General features: G+C 36.3%; 21 protein-coding genes, 1 tRNA gene and 1 pseudogene. 6 read left to right on the top strand and 17 right to left on the bottom strand.

Translation table 11 applies throughout. From position 1 onward, the window contains the following. Positions 1 to 23 precede the first annotated feature (23 nt). Complete coding sequence (locus tag IPK14_16230) at positions 24 to 410, bottom strand: PilZ domain-containing protein (protein MBK7994867.1); 387 nt, start codon at positions 408 to 410, stop codon at positions 24 to 26. A 595-nt stretch (positions 411 to 1,005) separates the two neighbouring features. On the opposite strand from IPK14_16230, the pseudogene IPK14_16225 reads away from it, so the two are divergent. The 3 genes and pseudogenes from IPK14_16225 to IPK14_16215 all read left to right on the top strand — a co-directional run bounded on the left by IPK14_16225 (position 1,006) and on the right by IPK14_16215 (position 5,785). Further along, positions 1,006 to 4,639 (top strand): annotated as a pseudogene (locus IPK14_16225) (multifunctional oxoglutarate decarboxylase/oxoglutarate dehydrogenase thiamine pyrophosphate-binding subunit/dihydrolipoyllysine-residue succinyltransferase subunit). Positions 4,640 to 4,846: 207 nt separating this feature from the next. Continuing rightward, positions 4,847 to 4,919, top strand: a tRNA-Ile gene (locus tag IPK14_16220). A 236-nt stretch (positions 4,920 to 5,155) separates the two neighbouring features. After that, positions 5,156 to 5,785 (top strand): hypothetical protein, encoded by a 630-nt coding sequence (locus IPK14_16215; protein MBK7994866.1) that lies wholly within the window; start codon positions 5,156 to 5,158, stop codon positions 5,783 to 5,785. A gap of 143 nt (positions 5,786 to 5,928) precedes the next feature. On the opposite strand, the gene IPK14_16210 is transcribed toward IPK14_16215, so the two are convergent. The 16 genes from IPK14_16210 to IPK14_16135 form a co-directional block, all read right to left on the bottom strand. Next, positions 5,929 to 6,351 carry a hypothetical protein gene (locus tag IPK14_16210; protein MBK7994865.1) on the bottom strand — a complete coding sequence of 141 codons (423 nt, stop codon included), beginning with the start codon at positions 6,349 to 6,351 and terminating at the stop codon, positions 5,929 to 5,931. Between the two features lie 74 nt (positions 6,352 to 6,425). Further along, positions 6,426 to 6,767, bottom strand: a complete 342-nt coding sequence (locus IPK14_16205) for a hypothetical protein (protein ID MBK7994864.1) — start codon at positions 6,765 to 6,767, stop codon at positions 6,426 to 6,428. A 191-nt stretch (positions 6,768 to 6,958) separates the two neighbouring features. Then, on the bottom strand, positions 6,959 to 7,390 hold the full coding sequence (locus IPK14_16200) for a hypothetical protein (GenBank protein MBK7994863.1): 432 nt from the start codon (positions 7,388 to 7,390) through the stop codon (positions 6,959 to 6,961). Continuing rightward, on the bottom strand, positions 7,374 to 8,264 hold the full coding sequence (locus IPK14_16195) for a hypothetical protein (protein MBK7994862.1): 891 nt from the start codon (positions 8,262 to 8,264) through the stop codon (positions 7,374 to 7,376). Before IPK14_16195 ends, IPK14_16200 begins: the two co-directional genes overlap by 17 nt. Positions 8,265 to 8,417: 153 nt before the next feature. Further along, complete coding sequence (locus IPK14_16190; GenBank protein ID MBK7994861.1) at positions 8,418 to 8,651, bottom strand: hypothetical protein; 234 nt, start codon at positions 8,649 to 8,651, stop codon at positions 8,418 to 8,420. A 356-nt stretch (positions 8,652 to 9,007) separates the two neighbouring features. Continuing rightward, complete coding sequence (locus IPK14_16185; GenBank protein MBK7994860.1) at positions 9,008 to 9,175, bottom strand: hypothetical protein; 168 nt, start codon at positions 9,173 to 9,175, stop codon at positions 9,008 to 9,010. 34 nt (positions 9,176 to 9,209) lie between these two features. Then, the gene (locus tag IPK14_16180; GenBank protein ID MBK7994859.1) at positions 9,210 to 9,587 is read right to left on the bottom strand and encodes a restriction endonuclease subunit S; all 378 of its coding nucleotides are present in this window, start codon (positions 9,585 to 9,587) and stop codon (positions 9,210 to 9,212) included. A 147-nt stretch (positions 9,588 to 9,734) separates the two neighbouring features. Next, positions 9,735 to 10,082: a restriction endonuclease subunit S gene (locus IPK14_16175; protein MBK7994858.1), complete on the bottom strand. Its 348-nt coding sequence runs from the start codon at positions 10,080 to 10,082 to the stop codon at positions 9,735 to 9,737. Continuing rightward, complete coding sequence (locus tag IPK14_16170; protein ID MBK7994857.1) at positions 10,058 to 10,261, bottom strand: hypothetical protein; 204 nt, start codon at positions 10,259 to 10,261, stop codon at positions 10,058 to 10,060. Before IPK14_16170 ends, IPK14_16175 begins: the two co-directional genes overlap by 25 nt. A gap of 129 nt (positions 10,262 to 10,390) precedes the next feature. Continuing rightward, positions 10,391 to 10,999 (bottom strand): hypothetical protein, encoded by a 609-nt coding sequence (locus IPK14_16165; protein MBK7994856.1) that lies wholly within the window; start codon positions 10,997 to 10,999, stop codon positions 10,391 to 10,393. A 36-nt stretch (positions 11,000 to 11,035) separates the two neighbouring features. Further along, positions 11,036 to 12,160 carry a helix-turn-helix domain-containing protein gene (locus IPK14_16160; protein MBK7994855.1) on the bottom strand — a complete coding sequence of 375 codons (1,125 nt, stop codon included), beginning with the start codon at positions 12,158 to 12,160 and terminating at the stop codon, positions 11,036 to 11,038. A 546-nt stretch (positions 12,161 to 12,706) separates the two neighbouring features. Further along, a complete protein-coding gene (locus IPK14_16155) occupies positions 12,707 to 12,919 on the bottom strand; it encodes an N-6 DNA methylase (protein MBK7994854.1) in 213 nt (70 codons plus the stop codon). Further along, complete coding sequence (locus IPK14_16150; GenBank protein ID MBK7994853.1) at positions 12,874 to 13,173, bottom strand: SAM-dependent DNA methyltransferase; 300 nt, start codon at positions 13,171 to 13,173, stop codon at positions 12,874 to 12,876. Before IPK14_16150 ends, IPK14_16155 begins: the two co-directional genes overlap by 46 nt. Before the next feature lie 629 nt (positions 13,174 to 13,802). Beyond that, a complete protein-coding gene (locus IPK14_16145; protein ID MBK7994852.1) occupies positions 13,803 to 13,991 on the bottom strand; it encodes a type I restriction-modification system subunit M N-terminal domain-containing protein in 189 nt (62 codons plus the stop codon). 128 nt (positions 13,992 to 14,119) lie between these two features. After that, the gene (locus IPK14_16140) at positions 14,120 to 14,833 is read right to left on the bottom strand and encodes a formylglycine-generating enzyme family protein (protein ID MBK7994851.1); all 714 of its coding nucleotides are present in this window, start codon (positions 14,831 to 14,833) and stop codon (positions 14,120 to 14,122) included. A gap of 45 nt (positions 14,834 to 14,878) precedes the next feature. Beyond that, positions 14,879 to 15,772 (bottom strand): hypothetical protein, encoded by an 894-nt coding sequence (locus IPK14_16135; GenBank protein ID MBK7994850.1) that lies wholly within the window; start codon positions 15,770 to 15,772, stop codon positions 14,879 to 14,881. A gap of 243 nt (positions 15,773 to 16,015) precedes the next feature. Here IPK14_16135 and IPK14_16130 point away from each other — a divergent pair, with 243 nt between their 5' ends. The 3 genes from IPK14_16130 to IPK14_16120 are packed head-to-tail and all read left to right on the top strand — an operon-like array spanning position 16,016 to position 19,429. Beyond that, the gene (locus IPK14_16130; protein ID MBK7994849.1) at positions 16,016 to 16,534 is read left to right on the top strand and encodes a (2Fe-2S)-binding protein; all 519 of its coding nucleotides are present in this window, start codon (positions 16,016 to 16,018) and stop codon (positions 16,532 to 16,534) included. Positions 16,535 to 16,547: 13 nt separating this feature from the next. Beyond that, positions 16,548 to 18,872, top strand: coding sequence for a 4-hydroxybenzoyl-CoA reductase subunit alpha (gene hcrA / locus IPK14_16125; GenBank protein MBK7994848.1), 2,325 nt, complete (start codon positions 16,548 to 16,550; stop codon positions 18,870 to 18,872). Beyond that, positions 18,869 to 19,429 (top strand): FAD binding domain-containing protein, encoded by a 561-nt coding sequence (locus IPK14_16120; protein MBK7994847.1) that lies wholly within the window; start codon positions 18,869 to 18,871, stop codon positions 19,427 to 19,429. The genes hcrA and IPK14_16120 overlap by 4 nt, the downstream gene beginning before the upstream one ends. The last annotated feature ends 86 nt before the right edge of the window (positions 19,430 to 19,515 follow it).

The raw sequence follows: 19,515 nt of genomic DNA, 5'->3' as shown, positions 1-19,515 counted from the left end.
ACAGAAAGATTTGAAAAATTTTACTAATTAATAACAACCCATTTACCTATTTTTTTAATAAATTCTAGCCCTATTGCCCAACCACCTTCATTATGACTAGCTACATGTCGAACCTTTACAACGGCTGAAAACTTGCCATTTAACCCAGAAAATATAAGCTCTGCTCCTTGTTCTAAAGGCACATCACAAATAATTTTTGCACCATTGAGGGAAACATTTTCTGTTTTTACAGCACGAAAATAAGTAGTGTTATTGATTGTTCGTCTTAAGTACATTTTTAAGCTTAAGCTTATTCTAGCTTCTGCTCTATGTTCAGCAGGATTAGAAAAATTTATAGCCTCTTTAATAGCTTCTTTGATCTTATTTTCTACAGTATTATTAATATAAGTAACTTTTGCAGTATTTAACATTTGTATATCTCCTCTAAACTTTATTTTTGTTTATTTGCAGATAAACTATGGCAACTCTTGGGCCAAGAATTTTTAATTTGTCCAGAAATTTTATAAATATTGCATCTATTACATTTAATATTTATATATTTTAATTTTAAGTTCTTATTTATATGTTTTGGCTTATAAAATGTCACTTTTGTCATTAATTAATTATGTCAAAGCTGGCAGAGTTGTCATTTTTGACATAATTAATTTTTAAGCTTAAAAATTTACATTCCTTAAATATCTGTTTTTCTAATACATAACATTGTTTTTTCGTCTAAATGTGTTGGCAATCTTTTAATCTGAAGTAAAATACTTCTTTTATTAAAACTTCTATTTCTTGAGGTGCAAAATGAGTAGTACCAGTAAAGCTAGCACTATCTGAATTAATATTTACGATATATTTGATAGTGCTTCCTCCTATGGTAGTTATAAAATTAGTGGTTTTGGTAGAGAACAAACTTTAGAAGCATTTAATTTTTATACCCAAACTAAACTGTTTGGATAAATCTTAACAATTAAGTTTTTTAGCCTAATGGCAACAGATTTTAACCTAAGTGAAGATATTAATATGACAACAAAACAAGAAAATACTTCTGATTTATTGGCAAAAATTACTGCTGAATTTGGTCATAATGCCAGCTATGTACTGTCGCTACTATCACAGTTTCAAGCTGACCCAAATAGTTTAACAGGAGAATGGCAAAATTATTTTCGTGCCATAGTCCCCTCAACAAATGGATATAGCCAATCAAGTAGCACTGCCATTGCCCCCACTTCCAACAATGGAATAACTAGTAAAACTACTCCAACAGCAGAAGTAAAACCAAATGCTGAACTTATACCAATGCGTGGAGCAGTACGTAAATTAGTTGATAACATGGAAGCAAGCTTGTCTGTTCCAACTGCAACATCTCAAAGACAAATTCCTATCAAAGTCTTAGAAGAAAATCGCCGTTTAATTAATGAACATCTTGCCTCCCAACATATGGGAAAAATCTCTTTTACCCATGTGATTGCTTGGGCTTTAGTTAAAGCATTACAAAAATTCCCTAATCTTAATGATGCCTTTACTATTGTAGATGGTCAGCCGCATCGAGTTCGCCGAATAGATGTAAATATTGGTGTTGCAGTAGATATTAGTAAGCCAGATGGCTCACGCACTTTACTTGTGCCAAATATAAAAAAATCTAATGAAATGGATTTTGCCGAATTTTTTGAGGCTTATAATAAGGCTGTTAGCGGTGCAAGGTCAGGTAAATTAGCGGTGACAGACTACCAAGACACTACAATTACTTTAACTAATCCTGGAACCATTGGCACTACAGCTTCTAATGCCCGTCTAATGGCAGGCCAAGGTTTAATCTTAGCTACAGGCTCAATTGATTATCCTCCACAATATCAAGGAATGTCAGACGAAGCTTTATCACAACTAGGTATCAGTAAAGTTTGCACCTTAGCTAGTACTTATGACCATAGAGTAATTCAAGGAGCCGAATCTGGTTCACTCCTAGCAGAAATAAACCGTTTACTAGTTGGTGAAGATAGCTTTTATGAACAAATCTTTTTAGACTTACAAGCTCCTTATCCTCCTGTAAAATGGGCTGTTGACCGCCATCCAGCCATCTTAAGAACTCCTCATAATGAATTAGTAGAAAAACAAGCTCGTGTATTAGAGTTAATTACTGCCTATAGGCTACGAGGACATTTAGCTGCTAATGTTAATCCTTTAAGAAAACAAATGCCTTATTATACCCACCCAGAGCTTACACCTGAGCATTACGGCTTAAGCGTTTGGGATATGGACAGAGAGTTTTTTACAGGCGGTTTTGCTAGGAAAAGAACGTGCCACACTTAGAGATATTCTAGCATTATTAAGAAAAACCTATTGTGACAAGGTAGGTATAGAATTTCGCTACTTGCCTAATTTAGCTCAAAGAGAATGGCTGCGCCAACGCATAGAAATGCCTCGTCAACTTCCTCCAACAGAAGTGCGCCGCCAAATTTTATGGAAATTAATTTGTGCTGAATATTTCGAGCGTTTCCTACATACTAAATACTTAGGTCAAAAGCGATTTTCTATAGAAGGTGGAGAAGTCGTAGTTACTGTTCTAGATCAATTAATTGAAATGGCCGCTGCGGCTGGTGTAGAAGATATTACTTTAGGAATGGCTCACCGAGGCCGATTAAATGTTCTAGCTAATGTTGTTGGTAAATTCTGTGAACGGATCTTTACAATTTTTGAAGGCTCTGTACACCCTGACTTTGTTCATGACCAAGGCGATGTTAAATATCACCAAGGTGCAGTAGGACAACGTAAAACATCTAGTGGCCGTGATATTAACATTAGTGTTGTGCCTAATCCTAGTCACTTAGAATTTGTAAATCCTGTAGTTGAAGGTATTGTTAGAGCAAAACAAGATTTACTAAATGATAATGCAATAAGTCGTGTGCTACCTGTTTTGCTACACGGTGATGCAGCATTTGCAGGTGAAGGTATCGTAGCAGAAACACTTAGTTTATCAGGATTAAAAGCCTATCAAAATGGTGGTACTTTCCATATTGTTATCAATAATCAAATAGGATTTACTACTTCTCCTGAATCTTCTCGTTCCTCACTTTATTGCACTGATATTGCAAAAATTATAGAAACCCCTATTTTCCATGTTAATTCTGATGATCCAGATGTTGCTTATTGGGTATTAAACCTTGCTTTTGAGTTTAGACAAGAATTCCAAAAAGATGTAATTATTGATTTAGTTGGATTTCGCCGACATGGACATAATGAAGGTGATGAGCCTACTTATACTCAACCTCTTATGTACCAACAAATTAAACAACATCCCGGTGTCTGTAAACTCTATAGCGATAAGCTAATTAAAGAAGGCTTGCTTTCACAAGAAGAATTTGCAGCTTTAGTCAATAAACGCATGCAAAGCTATGATGAAATACAGCAAAAAGTTAAGGGAATCATCAAAAAACAACGTGCTAGCCAACAAGAAATCATTTGTGTTAGCTCCATTGATGATAAAAACATAACTCTAGAAACCCCTGCAACTAATATTTCTCAAACATCTGTAACTCAAATTACTAACGCACTTTCTTCAGTTCCAGAAAATTTCCATGTCAATCCAAAACTTAAACCTCTGATTACCAAACGTGTAGCAATGGGAAATGGTGAAGCACCCTTGGATTGGGGATTTGCTGAAGCTTTAGCTTTTGGGTCATTAGCCTTAGAAGGAACACATATTAGACTAACTGGTCAAGACTGTATTCGTGGCACTTTTAGCCAACGTCATTTTGGCTACTATGACAATGACACCAATAAACTTTGGATGCCTTTACAACATATCTCTAAAGATCAAGCACCTTGCGAGGTTTATGATAGCCTACTTTCAGAAGCAGCCGTCCTGGGCTTTGAATATGGCTATAGCGTAGCATCCCCCAACTCATTAGTGCTTTGGGAAGCTCAATTTGGCGATTTTGTTAATACTGCTCAAGTCTTAATAGATCAATTTATTGCAGCAGGTGAAGAAAAATGGCATCAATTTAGCAGACTAGTAATGCTACTTCCTCATGGATTTGAAGGACAAGGGCCAGAACATTCTAGTGCTAGATTAGAACGTTTCCTGCAACTATCAGCTAATTACAACTGGCAAGTCTGCCAATGTACTAATGCTGCCCAATATTTCCACTTGCTTAGACGGCAAATTAAACAACAATTAGCTAAGCCTTTGGTTATTTGCTCACCTAAGAGCTTGCTAAGGCTTCCTGCTGCTTGTTCTCCATTAAGTGAAATCCTTAATGGACAATTCCATCCTGTTATAGATGGTGGAGATCCAAAAGAGCCTGTAAATAGAGTAGTCTTCTGTAGTGGAAAAGTTTATTACGATTTATTAGCAGCGCGTAAGTCTGAATCTACGCAAATAGTTAGATTAGAGCAACTTTATCCATTCCCATATAAAGCAATAACTCAAACCATTGCCCGATATTCTCAAGCAAATGATTGGGTCTGGGCCCAGGAAGAGCCAAAAAATATGGGTAGTTGGTCATTTATTTTAGAGCGTCTGCCGGAACTATTACCCGCTGGACGTAAATTACGATATGTTGGCAGATTAGCGGCTTCTAGCCCTGCTACTGGTTCGCAAATCATTCACCAACTAGAACAACAAGAACTAGTTAAAGATGCTTTAGGCATAGCTTAAGTTTTATCATTTAATAGAAGTGAATAAAGTTACTTTTCGTTAATAAATTATTATATTAATGTAAAGTAACTTTAATTATTTTAAAAACGCCCGTTAGCCTGCTACAACGGCTTGCAGTTGCAAATTAGCTGTGCAATAATCTCGACCTTCAACCACACTAAATTTTTGATTTTTGAGTAAAATTTTTCTAGTAAATACTTCAATAACGGGCTCTTAGCTCAACGGTCAGAGCAGCAGACTCATAATCTGTTGGTTCCAGGTTCGAATCCTGGAGGGCCCACCTTGCACCACCTAATAAAATCAATAAGTTATAAACCTTCTAACACAATTTAACTATCAACTCTTTAACTCTAACAGCAACCTTGACAGCAAATTGCAAAAACCTAGCTAATATTGCTGAAATATAATAAAACATCATTCTTCATGACGTGTTATGAGCATAAATCTCGCCTTACATTGTGCAAGGATTAATAATTTCCTTATATTGTCAAATTTGTGAGGAGAGAAAGATATATTATGGGTACAAAAGAAGTGTTGCGCGGATTTTTCAGTGGTTTAGCAGGTAGATACTTGGTTTTAGGCGACCCCTTTCATGGAAATGCAAGCCTAGACACACTAGTAGCGTATTTTAACCTAGAGTCACTCCCAGACATTCCAGGATCAATGGGACAGTCAGCAATATTTTACTTGATTGTAGAGTCAAAAGAACCAATCTCTAAGTCTATAGAACCTGAAGTAAACATCCTAAGAGAAAAAGGATTTAAGATCATCCCAGGAGAAAATGAAACCACTGCTCCAGAGAATCCAACGCCTGAATGGGTAGACGATTGTAGAGTTCCAATAGCAAATGAATACTGGACAACACTAGCCCAAGAGTTAGCTGGTAGTGGCAATTTTGTTACCATCTGTTGCGGAACTTCGCATGTAGGTAGTTGTCACAAAAATGACAACTCAATTAAGGAACCTGGCCTTGTTGGACGCTTAGGAGACCGATCACAAGGTTATGCTGTAGTTAACACAGAGGATCTATACTATACTCCCGAAAAAGATTCTACCACCTGGACATATGACCCTGTTCCAGTGCTTGAGCCTTTAGATGAAGATGACACCTCTAGTGATGAAAATAGCAGTTCCGACGAAAAGTAATTATTTCTTTCTTTAAACTTGCTTAAAGAAAAACACAGCCCTTTGCATAACATTTAGTGGAGTAATTTTACCTAAATTGAAGCGTGTAATCTATCTTTAGTTGAAATGATGTCTTTAGCTTTCACAATTTTTTTAGATTAAAACTATACTCCTAAAAACTGATCAACTAACATATCAAATTCATAATAGTTCAACATTGCATATTGCATATAACTAGATCGAATTACATAGTTTGGATGTTTACTTTTTCTTTCATTACAACTTATTCTATTAGTATCTAAAATATCTATCAAAATACTTTCTAACTCTTCTCTTGTTTTACTAGTTATATTTTCTTTCCTTCCTTCGTCAACTATTTGATCTCTTAACAATCCTATTTCTCTATGCAATCTATCTGTCCAACGTTTTTCTAAAGATAAAATACTGTTAAGGTTATCAACACGCTTTGACTGTTGTGTTTGCCTATCTCTAATTACTACTTGCAATCTTCCTACAGTATCTATATTAGTTTCTACATTTACATATTCAATAGCAGGTCGCTCATAAGGGTGAAATGTGTCTAGCAATGATTCATTGTTATTAATATCTATTGGGATTTTCTCACCCTTAAATGAAGCATTACATTGATGGCAAATAGGAGTTAAATTAGCTGGATGAATAGATAAAAATGGAAAATGTGCTTTGGGGAAACAAAAGCATCAACAATACTTTGGCCTACAGAGGGATTTTTTTGTACTTCAACTATAGCTTCCTCTAAATATTTGTGGAATTTACTTGTCCCATTCTTTGGGTTGCCATAGTTCCATAACTTCCGCCATAACCAATCACCAACATCTGGATTACTAAACCTTTGTTTTACTGCGGTTTCCTGCAATGGTAAAGAAATAGCAGGATCACAAACCATTTCTAAGACTTGTTGTTGAAATTCTAAGATTTTCTCTAATTGAGTACGACAATTAGGATAATTTATTCTATGAAGCACTGTAATTTTTCCTTAATGCTCTTAAACGCCTGCGAAATTCTAGTTGGTAATAACCTGCTCTAATTTCTTTTCTAAAACATCCAACGCGCTTATCAGTTTGTTTTCTTCGGGACTACTGTTTTTAGCATAATCTCTAAATGACTGCAAGATGCCTAATAAAGATTTCCCTAAGCTGATCTTCATCGCCATAATCATAGAGGTAGTTCTTTAGCTGCTTCATAAAGATGTTTATATTCAGCTTGGTTTTCAAGATTTGAATTATCAGCTAAATTTAGCAAAACTTTAGACTCTGTTGGGTTTGAAGCCAAAACTAAGGCTAGATCCAAAAACTTAGCCGCCCGTTGTCCAACCGTTTCCGGTGCATCAAAAATATCTCTCATTATCTCGTTTGGAGATGCTCCAAAACTACGAATAGGAGTGTCTATTTTAGAAATTATGCTATCCATAGGAGATTTTTTTAACAATGAGATTTCATTATCAAACACATCTGTTAATGCAATGCTTGAATGTGTAGTTATAACAGCGTTACAAGTTGATTGACCTAGGCTTTCGTCAATAATATCACTGATTTCCCGTTTCCATAAATCATTAAAATGTGTTTCTGGCTCATCTAAAAGTAGCAAAGCATCTTCCTTGCCTTTTAATAAATGGAAAAAGAGCCATTCGCCCTAAAAATACTTGTTCTCCATCACTAAGCCAATCATAGAGCAAGATATCTGTTAAGTTGCGCTTGCGAAAAGCTATTTGTACATCTATCAATAAACCTTCTTGCTTCCAAATATACAACTTATGGAAAAAATCAAATGGTGTAGAATCTTTTTTATCTTGTCTTGTGATAGCTTCATATAAAGCTACGGCAGTATTAATGTTATTTGAAATTTTACTTGGTTGCTGCAAATCAAATACAAATAAGCGACCTGTGCCAGGCTCAGGATCTCTTACTATTGCTGTAGTAGCTTTTGATAAATTCCTAAAGCTTCTTCTTTGCAGCTTAGTAATTTTTGATGCTTGGTAATTTATACGTAAACTTATGGTTATAGGCCAAAGCCAATCAACAGTGTTTAATATCCCTCGCAGCCCAGACATTCTTTTATGATTTTCTACAGATTGGTTAATATCTTGAATAAATTTATGTTTTTCCCCTTCTGTTGACAGCTTTTCAAAATCATTAATTGCCTGCTCTAAGGCTACAGCGCAGAAAGCCAATTTTAAGTCATCAGGCTTAATTAAAATGCCTATTTGAGAGAATATTCTTTCCTCTAAGTCTGCACTTTCAATTTCTAAATCTGGTATTGGTTCATCTGTTTTTTTTCTTAATTCTTGTTCTTTATAAGAGTTCCAACCTAAAGGTCTTTCACTATCTTTATCTACATCAGTAAGAGCCTCTGAATCAATATTTATACGAGTAAATATACTTTCCCAAATACTAGTAGCACCAGAAGTATAAGCTAGAACTATTTTTGGCAGATGTCTGATCATATCGCCTCTACCAGGCATATCATTACCATAGTATTTTTCTCGACAATGTTTGATAAAGAAGCATTTTTTGGCAAATCTTGAAATAATGGTAGTTCTGTGGCTAAGTCTAAGGAGTTAGCATTTTCTTCTAGCAGTTCTGGTAATTTTTCCCATTCTGTTATTTCTTCCTTTTTAGCACCCTCTTAAATTCAATGAATATAGCTTTTGAGCGCAATTTTCTTGATGGCGTAGATAAACAGTTCTAACACTATCTTTACCTAAGTCATAAGCTAGAGTAACAGGAAAATCTGGAATTGAGACTTGTTGATTACCAAAATTAGGATCTAGGCTAAGAAATATTTCTGCTATTGTTTGCAGTAGCCTACTTTTACCACTTCCATTAACACCAACACAAATGAATAGCACAATTTCGGCCAAGAATAGGCCCATGGCTAAAGTCTATTTTTATATCTTTTAGAGGTGGCTGATTACAAACTCGCAAGTAACGAAGTTTCATAATAATTTATTATTTGTTAGAGTGACCCTATTTTTGAACCATCCCTGTTGTCATAATTTTTATTGTCCACAAATTCATCATCTAGTTTAATATCTTTAGGCCATAAAGCACGATAAGCAGACACAACCTAGTTTCACCAGTAATATAACTAGGAACGCTAACTTTCATAATTAACCCAACAGCCTCAAAAAAGTTCCAAGCTATGTTTTTACAAAAGTAGAGCTTAACGAGTCTATTTTTCTGCAAAGTTTCTGCCGTAAAATATTTAGTTTCTGGAAATAGCTACTTGATAGACTTTATATTGTTCCTCGCTAGACTTTAGCTCCGCTAAAAATTTACTACATAACTGATCCTGTTGTCCAAGTGTGAGTTGTGAAGACACTTGAACGTTTTTAGCAGACGAAGTTAAGCGTATTTTTTGTTTTGCTAACATTTCATCACGTTCTTGTGCTGCTTTGGCTAATTCATCAGCATGTTTTTCTCCAAGTCGCTGTTAACTCACCTGTAAATGCTTGAGAGAGAAGGGATTGAAAGAGATTATCAAGTTTTGAGTTGGAATTTGTTTGATTATCAAATATGTTTTTCCAAAAAAGTAGAACTTTTTGATAAAAGAGATCTTGTTCAGCTTTTGGTGGTAGCTTAATCTTTATATCAAGAAAATCTTCTTGTGAAACGTTTTTCATTGAACCACTAGTTCCTGAAGCTCTCAAACTTATTTCTTTTCTAATTTTGTTTGTATTTAACAACACATAAAGAAAATAGAGATTCGTTTCAGTATTAGGTTTAAGAATTACCCTCCATAATTTATCAGATAAAATAAGTTTATTAGGAATTTCGCGCACCAAGGCAGATGCACCTACAAGTTCCTGTGTGTTTGCACGACTAACACGTAAATTCCCTACTTTTACTTCATATTCATCTATATTACGTATATCTTCTGGTAATTCTTTATTTTCTTGTGCTTTAAAATATCCAGAAGTTACTGAGCTTACTTAAAAACACCCAACATTTCCCTTCTTTTGCTGGCTCAGATTTGCAGAAATACTTTTTCCAGGCTGAAGATAAGCAATTACATCTCCTAACTTAACTTCCTTCCATGAGGAGTTTATTTCTCCAAACATCTCATCAAACAATGCTGGCAACAACTTTTCCGCCTTTTCGCCTGCTTCACGCCGCAATTGTCGCAACTCGTCTGCTTGCTCAAGTATCGCAGCGATGCGACGCTGTTCGGGAAGCGGTGGGAGGGGAATAAAAGTATCTTTTAAGAATTTAAAATGTCGCCCATATCCTGTTTTTGGTAATGGGATCTGTCTCATTAAAGTAAAATGCAAAACCAGCATCCACTATTTTTTGTATTAGGAATCCAAACTTTTACTCCATCTGCACCTAAAGCAAAAGGTTTATCTCTAAACTTTACTATTTTTGTATGATCTCCAAATAAAATACATGGAAGTGAGTTTTGCACTTGCAAAGATAAATCATTTGTATAACCAGCAATCTCTTCTTGACCTTGATCCATTATTGGCAAAATACCTTTTTAAGTAGTGTTGAGTTTGTATTTTTGTTGCCGCCAGTTACATCCATTAAAACTTCCGAAAAGGTATTTCATCCAACTTTTTAGGAAGTTGTGGAAATATGGATCTATAAATCATTCCACATCCTCCACCATTGTTAATAACTTGCTTAAACCGTCTTGGATGCGGGTTTCTAGGGCTTGTAGCTCTCGAATGATTTTTGCTGGTGCTTCATGGTCATCTTTTTTAACAACAAAAGGTTTATAACGCGCAGCAGAAAGATTGAAATTATTTAATTCAATGCAATTACTATCAGACGCTAGATATTCTGTTATCATTGTGCCATCACTGACACCATCTTTATTTTTGTTGTAAATGCTTGGATCTGCTAGGTATTCTAAACGAACTCGGCCTACTTCATCGTGGCTACCCTTGACTTTGCCGTCAGCACTTTGCCAATCGTCTCGATGTGCAAAAACTCGTACAGGTGCAAACCAACTTTTAGTTTCATCTAAAGCATTTTTAGGTTCATTCAATTTAACTGTACGCAAATTAACAGTATAACCATCTAGTTTGGCAAATTCCTTTACAATTTGTCTTACTTTTTCTTGGATTTGCTCATTTGTTAGCTTTACAACTTCGCTATTGTCTGAAACCTCGCTAACCTCGCTAGCTTCCTTGAGCAAAGGCTGTAGTGCTTTGCGAGCAAAAGCTGGAAAATCTTTGCCCTCACTTACTAACATTTCATTTATTGCAGCATTAAAAATTGGTGGTGTCCCTCAGTTGAAGTGATGAGAACTATCAAATTCAGGAAACAAATGTTGAATTGTACTCAAAGTATCTAAAAAGGTTGCAGGCACACGATAGCCAAGCAATTCAGAAGTTGTCCAAATATGATCGGTCATGCCGGCAGCCATAGCAGGAGTAACTTGTTTCCACTTTTGAGGGCTACCGTTACCTCTGGTCGGTTTTAATTGGGGCAGTTTTTGGCGTAAACTCTTATGAGGCAAACAAAAATGGTAATAAGCCATAGATAGCCAGAACTGTTTTTCCATCCATGTTAAATCTTTAGAAAACCCTGTAGTTTTGCGTGTCAATCGGCGGTTGCGCTCTCTCCAAGTCAAATTATCTCGCTCAACAAAACTAGTATTGATAGTTGTGCTGTTTGAAGAATCATCAAGCTTGCTCTTTATAGATTCCTCATCTCCAAAGATAATTTTGCGTGTTACTTCAACAACTCGTCCTTGTTCTCGCCGCTTTACAACTTGGGCATATAAAAGGCTCGGAGTTGGACGAAGTTGTGGTAATGGGTAGTGCCCTCTCTTACCTTGCCTTTGAGGTTGATACCATTCTCCATACACTTTTAATAGTGCCTCATCATATGCACCCCATTGATCACTTGTAAAAAAAGGGACATGCTCATTACTAACAGCACGAACTCTTGCTAATAGTAGGTCAGCTTGTTCTTGCGTTCGTTTACCAACCACAAATGCTACAACTAGTCGCCAAAGAGGAGCAAATGCTATCCACACCCAGGCATCTCCGTAGCTTTCACACATAAGTTTTGCACTTTCAAGATGTTGTTCTTTGGTATGTACAAAACTCCATAACTCGTCTAACTGACATTCACTTATGTGAAGATTTTGCCAGTGGTATAGCGTTACTAAACGGCTTTGCTTGGCTGCTCTGTTCAACCAATCACATACTGTATCTTTGTCCACTTGCACAATCCGCGCTCTACTGCGAATGGAATTTCCTTCCGCCAATGCTCGCACTGCCATCTCGAAAATAGCTGGTTCTGCCTCCATATCAAAGTATGCTGTGGCGTAAGTCATTGCTATTTTCCTTCCGCAGCCACGACATAATGCTCGCTTGATTCCGTGACTGCTTCCATCTTTTACCATTAAACCTTGTTCAAACCGTTTTCCATAGTACTTGCAGCTATTATTTGGACAATACAACGTTTCCCAATTCATTATAACCTCAGTGATTTTATAGTTTCTACTTATCTGAGGTTATATCTTGCTTTCTGCTTATTCATCACTTCAACTGAGGGACACCACCAAAAAAGCCCGTTATATTTTTATCTTGCTTGTATAACTCTAAGATTTGTGACTGTTGTGCTTCTATAATTTGTGCTGTTGCTTCATCAGGGTTTTCCGCTAGTTCCTTAAATAACCTTATGAATGCTACGAACCCTATTTTTCTTTTTGTTATTAATTCAGGAAAAACTTTAATAGTCTCATCATCAACTAAACGCCATCTTTGTTGGTAAAATGTTGGTTGGTAATAATCAAGACTACCAACAGTTTTGTCAGGCCATTTGTCTATTGCATCCCAAGATCATTGGTTCTGCTTTTGGGTTGCGTTTAGCATCTAGCGTAAAACCATCAGCCGCAACTTCATAAAACCAAACTTTTTCCGTCCGAGGTTGTTCACCAAAGGCTAGCTTACGACCTATTTTTTGAAATATTAAAATTGAAGTTTTTACACCTGTATAAGGCTGAAATGTTCCCAGGTAGAGAAATTACAGCCTCTAAGTTATTTTCAAACAATAATTGGCGACGAAGTTCTACGTGCGCTTTAGATGAATTAAATAAAAGCCCTTCAGGAACAATTACTGCTGCACGACTCCAACGGCTAAAACATCTAGCATTAGCCAAACAAAAAGTAATTCACTTGGTTGTAATTGGTTCGGCATTTTCAACACTGCTAGTTGGTTTAGTAGGAAACGGGTTTGATGTAAATCTCCTTTATCTACCGTACCAGTGTAAGGAGGATTAGCCATTACTAAGTCATAATGATTACTTAGAAGTGTAGGAAATTTTTCTGAACCTTTGCTTAAAGGGTCTTGGCGTTCAATGATTGGATTGTCTACACCATGCAAGACCATATTCATCCAACCTATTCTTACCATAGTTCGATCATTGTCGTAGCCAGAAAATACTGTCTATCAAAGAGTTTATCCTTTCAGTTTGACTAAGCAGTTTTCCATCTAAACGATAGGCAGTGCCATCCCATTCTAAACGTAGATTTTCTGGGCAGTATTTTCCTGTAAGATATGTTGAATAGTATTAATTAAAAATCCGCAAAGTTCCTGCTGCTGGGTCAAGTATTCGCTGACCTGGTTTAGGATCGCAGTTGCACTATAAAGCGGGTAATATGTCTAGGGGTGCGAAATTGCCCATTTTACCAGATGTTTGTATCTCATCTAACAGGTACTCAAAATATCTCCCATTATATCGTCGCTAGTTGTGTGTTCTCCTTACATTTTGGAAAAGCTCGTCAAGTGTAGAAATGGTAGCAACTAAAGTGTCTTTTATATGGGGAAATTGAAAATAGGCATCTTCCATATATCTAGTAGTTTTTCTTAGCCCATAATCATTATTTCGTTTCTTTAAGTATATTTTCAAGTTCTCGTAGCCAAGGAAATATATATTGGCTTAAATGGTTAGGATCTGGATTTTCTTTGATATAAGACCATCGGCAATTTTCTTATGTCCTAAACAAGTAAGATTATCAGCAACATTAGAATAATGAGGCAGATTACAATTGCTCCGAGAGCCATAAATTGAGCTTTACCGGCTTTTGTCGGTCACTGTCTACTTTTTCCATTTGTTTTATAAAAAGTAGGTAAGTTATTTGCTCAATAGATGTAAGCGGGTTAGTCATTCCACTTGACCAAAGCTTAGTCCAAAGATCAAAAATCTTGCGACGCAGTTGCGGTGAAAGCATTTAATCTCCTAATGTTGAGTTTGCTTAACGGGAGGATTTAAAACCTTGTGTCAATGGTTATTATCAAAATTTAAGCTTTGGCTCAACTCATTGTTACTAAACAAACTTTTTTACTTAGCTAATTTGACTTATTTGATGTTTCGCACAAGGCGAAAACCTATAGTGAAATAGTGGTCAGCAGGCAGGTTTATATAACGAGATGCCAAGCGACAACGAGCAGGAAGGCTTATGCAACTGCCTCCACGAATAACACGATATGACCCTAAACTAGCACCTACGGGATCTATTATTTCTTCATTTGGGTAATCTCCATACCAATCCAAACACCACTCCCATACATTGCCCTGACAATCATAGATTCCCCATGAATTAGGAAGCTTTTCTCCTACTGGATGCGTTGTGCTAGCAGAATTTTCACGATACCAGGCTATATCATCTAAATTACCTAGATAGTCCTCGGTAATACCAGCCCTACAAGCATATTCCCATTGTGCTTCTGTAGGCAAAGCATAAACGTATTTATTACTTTTAGCATTGAGCTTAGTTATAAACTTCTGCACATCTAACCAACTTACCGTTTCTACTGGCAAATTATCGCCTCTAAACTTACTCGGATTTTTACCCATAACGGCTTGCCATTGTTGTTGTGTAATTTGATATCTGCACATCTCAAAACTTTTACTTATTATTACCTTATGAACAGGTTTTTCCCAATCACTGCTTTCAGAACCCATCATAAACTCACCTTTAGGAATATAAACAAATCCTGCTGTTATTTGCCCCCAGTCAGGATCTAAGGGCATTAATTGTCCTGCTACAAAAGCATCATCTATTTGATTCATAAGCTACCTTTTTTAATACTAAATACGAAAGCAAAAAAGAGTAAATCAATGGCTATATGTATCAGCAATAATAAGTTGCCCTAAATCAACAACTGCTATTTCAGGAAGTCGTTGTAAGATTAAATTTGGGCCAACAAATTCAGGTAAACCTAAGCCTTTTGTACCTTCATGATCAAATACTTCGTTTTGAGTTCTTCCATTACCTCGAAAATGCTTAAACACAGACATTTTTTTTTGTAATAAGTCTCTATATCGCCAGTCGTCGCCTTGTAATTCTTTTAATTTTCCATAGTTTGTTTTTTCAACCCTTTGTTTCCCTTTATCAGTAAAACTTACTATAAAGTGTTTTGTCTCATCGTCTAAAGCTAAAGGGTTCTCTTTATCTAGTGCAAGCATTGAAAATAAAGAAAACATATTTTGCCAAGTAGGAATATAGACGCTTTCTGCCCATTTAATGGGAAGTTTAGCGTTTTTCTCTTCTAAAAAACTATATTCATCTGGGTAACGAAATATGATTGCTACCATATCTTTTCCTCTTTGATAGCTAATTATTTCTTCAGCTTCATAACCTATATCTTGATAAATCTCTAGCAAAGAACGTCCATATATGCTTTCTGGTGTTGTTATAAAAACAAATGGCGTTGTGCCTAGCTTAGCTAAATTGTTTAATCTATAGCTTTTATTTTCTGGATTAAAGTTTACGCAATAATCACGCTCCCCTATACGGACAAAATATTTAGTTTGCTTAGGAAGATTGTTGTAAGGAATTTGTGAAGTTCGTGTATTACAAAGATCATCCACAATTTCTTGTAATTCTGGAGAAGGGCTTTGAGTGCCTCCAAAATAAAGGACTTTTCGTTGTTGTGCTAAAACATTCTCCAAACCAAAATGCAGAATTAGAAAAAAAATTATGCACATTACATAGTTTATTTTTTTCATATTAACTTTTCCTATGATCAACTAATTTAACTACTTTATTATGCTTAAGTGGGAACTATTTTTTACTTTAATAAAATCCTATTGGCTTATAGTTACTTTTAATTCTATCCTTGGTCACTTTTCTTTTTAGATTAAATTATTAGAAATCCTTATACTTGGTTTTGTTTGATTGACCCTAACGTCTCAAGATATTAAATTAGAAACTTTATATTGCACACTAAATTTTATATAAGGTTTTATTTCATGGAAAAACAATTAATAACACTTCATATCAATGGAGAAGTCCAGCAAATAGCTGTCCCTGCTAACCGCAGTTTGATGGATGCAATCCGCGAAGATCTTTCATTAACAGGCACAAAACATGGTTGTGATGATGGTGATTGTGGGGCTTGTACTGTGTTAGTCAATGGTCAGCCAGTGCTTTCTTGTATGATGTTAGCGGTTTGTCATCAAAAACAAGAAATTACTACTATTGAAGGTTTAGCACAAAATAATCAGCTTAATCGAGTTCAATCAGCATTTTGTACTGAAGGCGGAATGCAATGCGGTTACTGTACACCTGGCATGATAATGAGTGTAAAAGCATTGTTAACAAATAATCCTAACCCTACAGAAACAGAGATTCGAGAAGCTATTTCAAATAATTTATGTCGCTGCACAGGTTACACCAAAATTATTAAAGCAGTACAACAAGCGGCTACATATCCAGAATTTATAGAAAATATAACCAAGCCTGAACCCATAGATGCGTTTTTTGCATAAAAGGAATAACCTTATGAGTAAAGAATATCAAAATAGTAATAAAACAGACTTTTCTGTTATCGGCAAATCTGCACCAATGATTGACGGTGTGCCTAAAGTGATAGGAACAGCTATTTATGCTGATGATATTAAATTGCCAGGTATGCTTTATGGAAAGATTTTGCGAAGCCCTCATGCACATGCTCGAATTGTTAAAATAGATACTAGCCGCGCATTAGCATTGCCAGGTGTTAAAGCTATTATCACTGGTAAAGACACGCCGGTTAAATATGGTATTTTGCCAATAGGTCAAGATGAAACAGCCTTAGCAGTTGATAAAGTAATTTATGTTGGTCAGGAAGTTGCTGCACTAGCTGCAATTACCGAAGAAATAGCCGAACAAGCAATTAATTTAATTGACGTTGAGTATGAGCTTTTACCAGCTTATCTTAATGCAGAAGCAGCTATGGCGGCTAAAGATGTGCTAATTCATAATGACCGCCCTGGCAATATTGAGAAAAAATATCATCATAGCTTTGGCGATATAGAAAAAGCCTTTGCAGAATCTGATTTAGTTTTAGAAGATGATTTTAAGTTTCCTCGCATAACTCATGCCGCAATGGAACCTCATTGCGCGGTAGCAAATTATGAAGCTAATGGAAAATTAACAGTTTGGACATCTACACAAACGCCTCATTATGTACATCGTGGTTTAGCTAAAGCTTTGCAAATGCACCCAAGCAAAGTGCGTGTAATTAAACCCTTTGTTGGTGGTGGGTTTGGCGGCAAGAGTGAAACTTTTTCTTGTGATGTTTGTTCGTCACTACTTTCTAAATTAACAGGAAAACCAGTCAAAATTACATTCACTCGTGAAGAAGTTTTTTATGCTCATAGAGGTCGTCCAGATCAATTTGTGCATATCAAGCTAGGAATGCGTAAAGACGGAAAAATAACTGGTGTTTATGTCAAAACTATTCAGGATGGCGGAGCTTTTTGTAGTTATGGTGTTGTCACAATTCTTTACTCAGGCGCGTTAATTGCGGCACTCTATGATATTGATAATATTAAGTTTGATGGCTACCGAGTAGTAACTAATAAACCTGCTTGTGGCCCAATGCGTGGACATGGAACGGTTAACGTCCGCTACTCTTTTGAAGTAATGATGGATCGGTTGGCTGAAGGTTTAGGACTAGATCCAGCAGAAGTAAGACTAAAAAATATGCTTAAACCAAATACCAAGACAGTCAATGATTTACGTGTTACTTCTTATGGATATAAAGAATGTGTTGAAAAAGCTATGGAGCATGCCAACTGGACAGAAAAACATGGAAAAATGCCTTTTGGCCGTGGCATTGGTATGGGTGGAAGTCATTATGTTTCTGGTGCAGCAAATTCAATTGTACGTGGAAAAATGCCTCATTCAAATGTCAGCATTAAAATAGATATTGATGGCGGAGTTTCTGTTTTTACAGGTACAGCCGAAATTGGACAAGGGACGGAAACTGTTCAAGCTCAAATAGTTGCAGAAGAATTAGGGCTACCACTAGAAAGAGTTCGAGTAATTGCCGCAGATAGTGATATTACTCCTGTTGATTTAGGCAGTTATTCTAGCCGTGTAACTTTTATGGCTGGTAATGCCGCGCTTTTTGCTGCTCGTGATGTTAAAAATCAATTGCTGCGTCATGCAGCAGAGGTTTTAGGAGAATCACCAGAACATTTAATTTGTAAAAATGAACGCATTTATGTTGAATATGACCCGGAACGCTCAGTAGCTTTTCGTGAAGCTTTAATTGCTGCATTAGAGCATGGCGGAACAGTAATTGGAAAAGGAGCTTATACACCGCCTCCAGAATCGCAAGGAGGACGGTTTAAGGGTGCTGGCGTTGGGCCAGGCGTGGCTTATAGCTATAGTGCTAGTGTTGCAGATGTTAGCGTTGACCCTGAAACCGGGCAAGTTAGAGTAAATAAAATTTGGGTAGCGCATGATTGTGGTCGAGCATTAAACCCTCTTGCGGTTGAAGGTCAAGTTGAAGGCTCGGTATGGATGGGTTTAGGCCAAGCTTTACAAGAAGAACAAATTTTTACCTCTGAAGGCTTAACACTTAATCCTTCCCTGCTTGAATATAAAAGCCCTGGAGCAATTGAGTCTCCAGAAATTGAAACAATTATTGTAGAAAGTATTGATCCTGAAGGGCCTTTTGGGGCCAAAGAAGCTGGCGAAGGTTCGTTAGCAGGTGTAATTCCTGCAATTGCTAATGCTGTTTATGATGCTGTAGGTGTTTGGATTACTTCGCTACCAATTACACCAGAAAAAATCTTAAAAGAGTTAAATAAAAAGAAGACAGGAAAAAATCTATGATCACGATGCCACAATTTACAGTGCTGCAACCAGAAACTATTCCCCAAACAATAGATTTACTTGCTAAACATAGTGATTTACAGGTTTTAGCTGGTGGCAGTGACCTTGTAATAAATTTACGTAATCGACTTTTTGCACCAGAATATGTGCTTGATATTAAAGCAATTAAAGATTTACATGGAGTTAAGCAAACTTCCGAAGGTTTAACTATTGGAGCATTAACTACATTATCAGAAGTTGCTAAAAATACTGAAATTAAAGCTAAATATCCGGTTTTAGCTAGTGCAGCTAGTGTGGTGGCTGGGCCAAATATTCGTAATATGGCGACTCTTGGCGGCAACATTTGTTTAGACACACGTTGTCATTGGTACAATCAATCATATTTTTGGCGAAAATCCTGTAATTTTTGCTTAAAAAAAGATGGAGATATTTGCCATGTAGCTCCAGGCGGTAAATATTGTTGGGCAGCTTATTCTGGCGACACTGCACCAGCCTTATTAAGCTTGGATGCTAGCTTAAAAATTGTGGGCCAAATGGAGAACGAACCGTTGCACTAAAAGATTTCTTTATCCTGGATGGGATAGAAAAATATCATTTAGCTAGTAACGAAGTCATAACAGAAATTTTACTCCCAACAGAAAAA

This window comes from Blastocatellia bacterium, assembly GCA_016713405.1.
Lineage (GTDB): Bacteria > Acidobacteriota > Blastocatellia > Chloracidobacteriales > JADJPF01 > JADJPF01.
Note: the sequence above shows the minus strand (reverse complement) of the source record. Positions and strands in the feature narration are given on the sequence as shown.

Excerpts from the sequence above, each read along its gene's own strand:
- IPK14_16230 (MBK7994867.1), bottom strand. The coding sequence starts at position 410 with ATGTTAAATACTGCAAAAGTTACTTATATTAATAATACTGTAGAAAAT.
- IPK14_16215 (MBK7994866.1), top strand. The coding sequence starts at position 5,156 with ATGGGTACAAAAGAAGTGTTGCGCGGATTTTTCAGTGGTTTAGCAGGT.
- IPK14_16195 (MBK7994862.1), bottom strand. The coding sequence starts at position 8,264 with ATGCCTGGTAGAGGCGATATGATCAGACATCTGCCAAAAATAGTTCTA.
- IPK14_16185 (MBK7994860.1), bottom strand. The coding sequence starts at position 9,175 with ATGTTAGCAAAACAAAAAATACGCTTAACTTCGTCTGCTAAAAACGTT.
- IPK14_16175 (MBK7994858.1), bottom strand. The coding sequence starts at position 10,082 with ATGCTGGTTTTGCATTTTACTTTAATGAGACAGATCCCATTACCAAAA.
- IPK14_16170 (MBK7994857.1), bottom strand. The coding sequence starts at position 10,261 with ATGGATCAAGGTCAAGAAGAGATTGCTGGTTATACAAATGATTTATCT.
- IPK14_16165 (MBK7994856.1), bottom strand. The coding sequence starts at position 10,999 with ATGTTAGTAAGTGAGGGCAAAGATTTTCCAGCTTTTGCTCGCAAAGCA.
- IPK14_16160 (MBK7994855.1), bottom strand. The coding sequence starts at position 12,160 with ATGGTAAAAGATGGAAGCAGTCACGGAATCAAGCGAGCATTATGTCGT.
- IPK14_16150 (MBK7994853.1), bottom strand. The coding sequence starts at position 13,173 with ATGGTAAGAATAGGTTGGATGAATATGGTCTTGCATGGTGTAGACAAT.
- IPK14_16145 (MBK7994852.1), bottom strand. The coding sequence starts at position 13,991 with ATGCTTTCACCGCAACTGCGTCGCAAGATTTTTGATCTTTGGACTAAG.
- IPK14_16140 (MBK7994851.1), bottom strand. The coding sequence starts at position 14,833 with ATGAATCAAATAGATGATGCTTTTGTAGCAGGACAATTAATGCCCTTA.
- IPK14_16135 (MBK7994850.1), bottom strand. The coding sequence starts at position 15,772 with ATGAAAAAAATAAACTATGTAATGTGCATAATTTTTTTTCTAATTCTG.
- IPK14_16130 (MBK7994849.1), top strand. The coding sequence starts at position 16,016 with ATGGAAAAACAATTAATAACACTTCATATCAATGGAGAAGTCCAGCAA.
- hcrA (MBK7994848.1), top strand. The coding sequence starts at position 16,548 with ATGAGTAAAGAATATCAAAATAGTAATAAAACAGACTTTTCTGTTATC.
- IPK14_16120 (MBK7994847.1), top strand. The coding sequence starts at position 18,869 with ATGATCACGATGCCACAATTTACAGTGCTGCAACCAGAAACTATTCCC.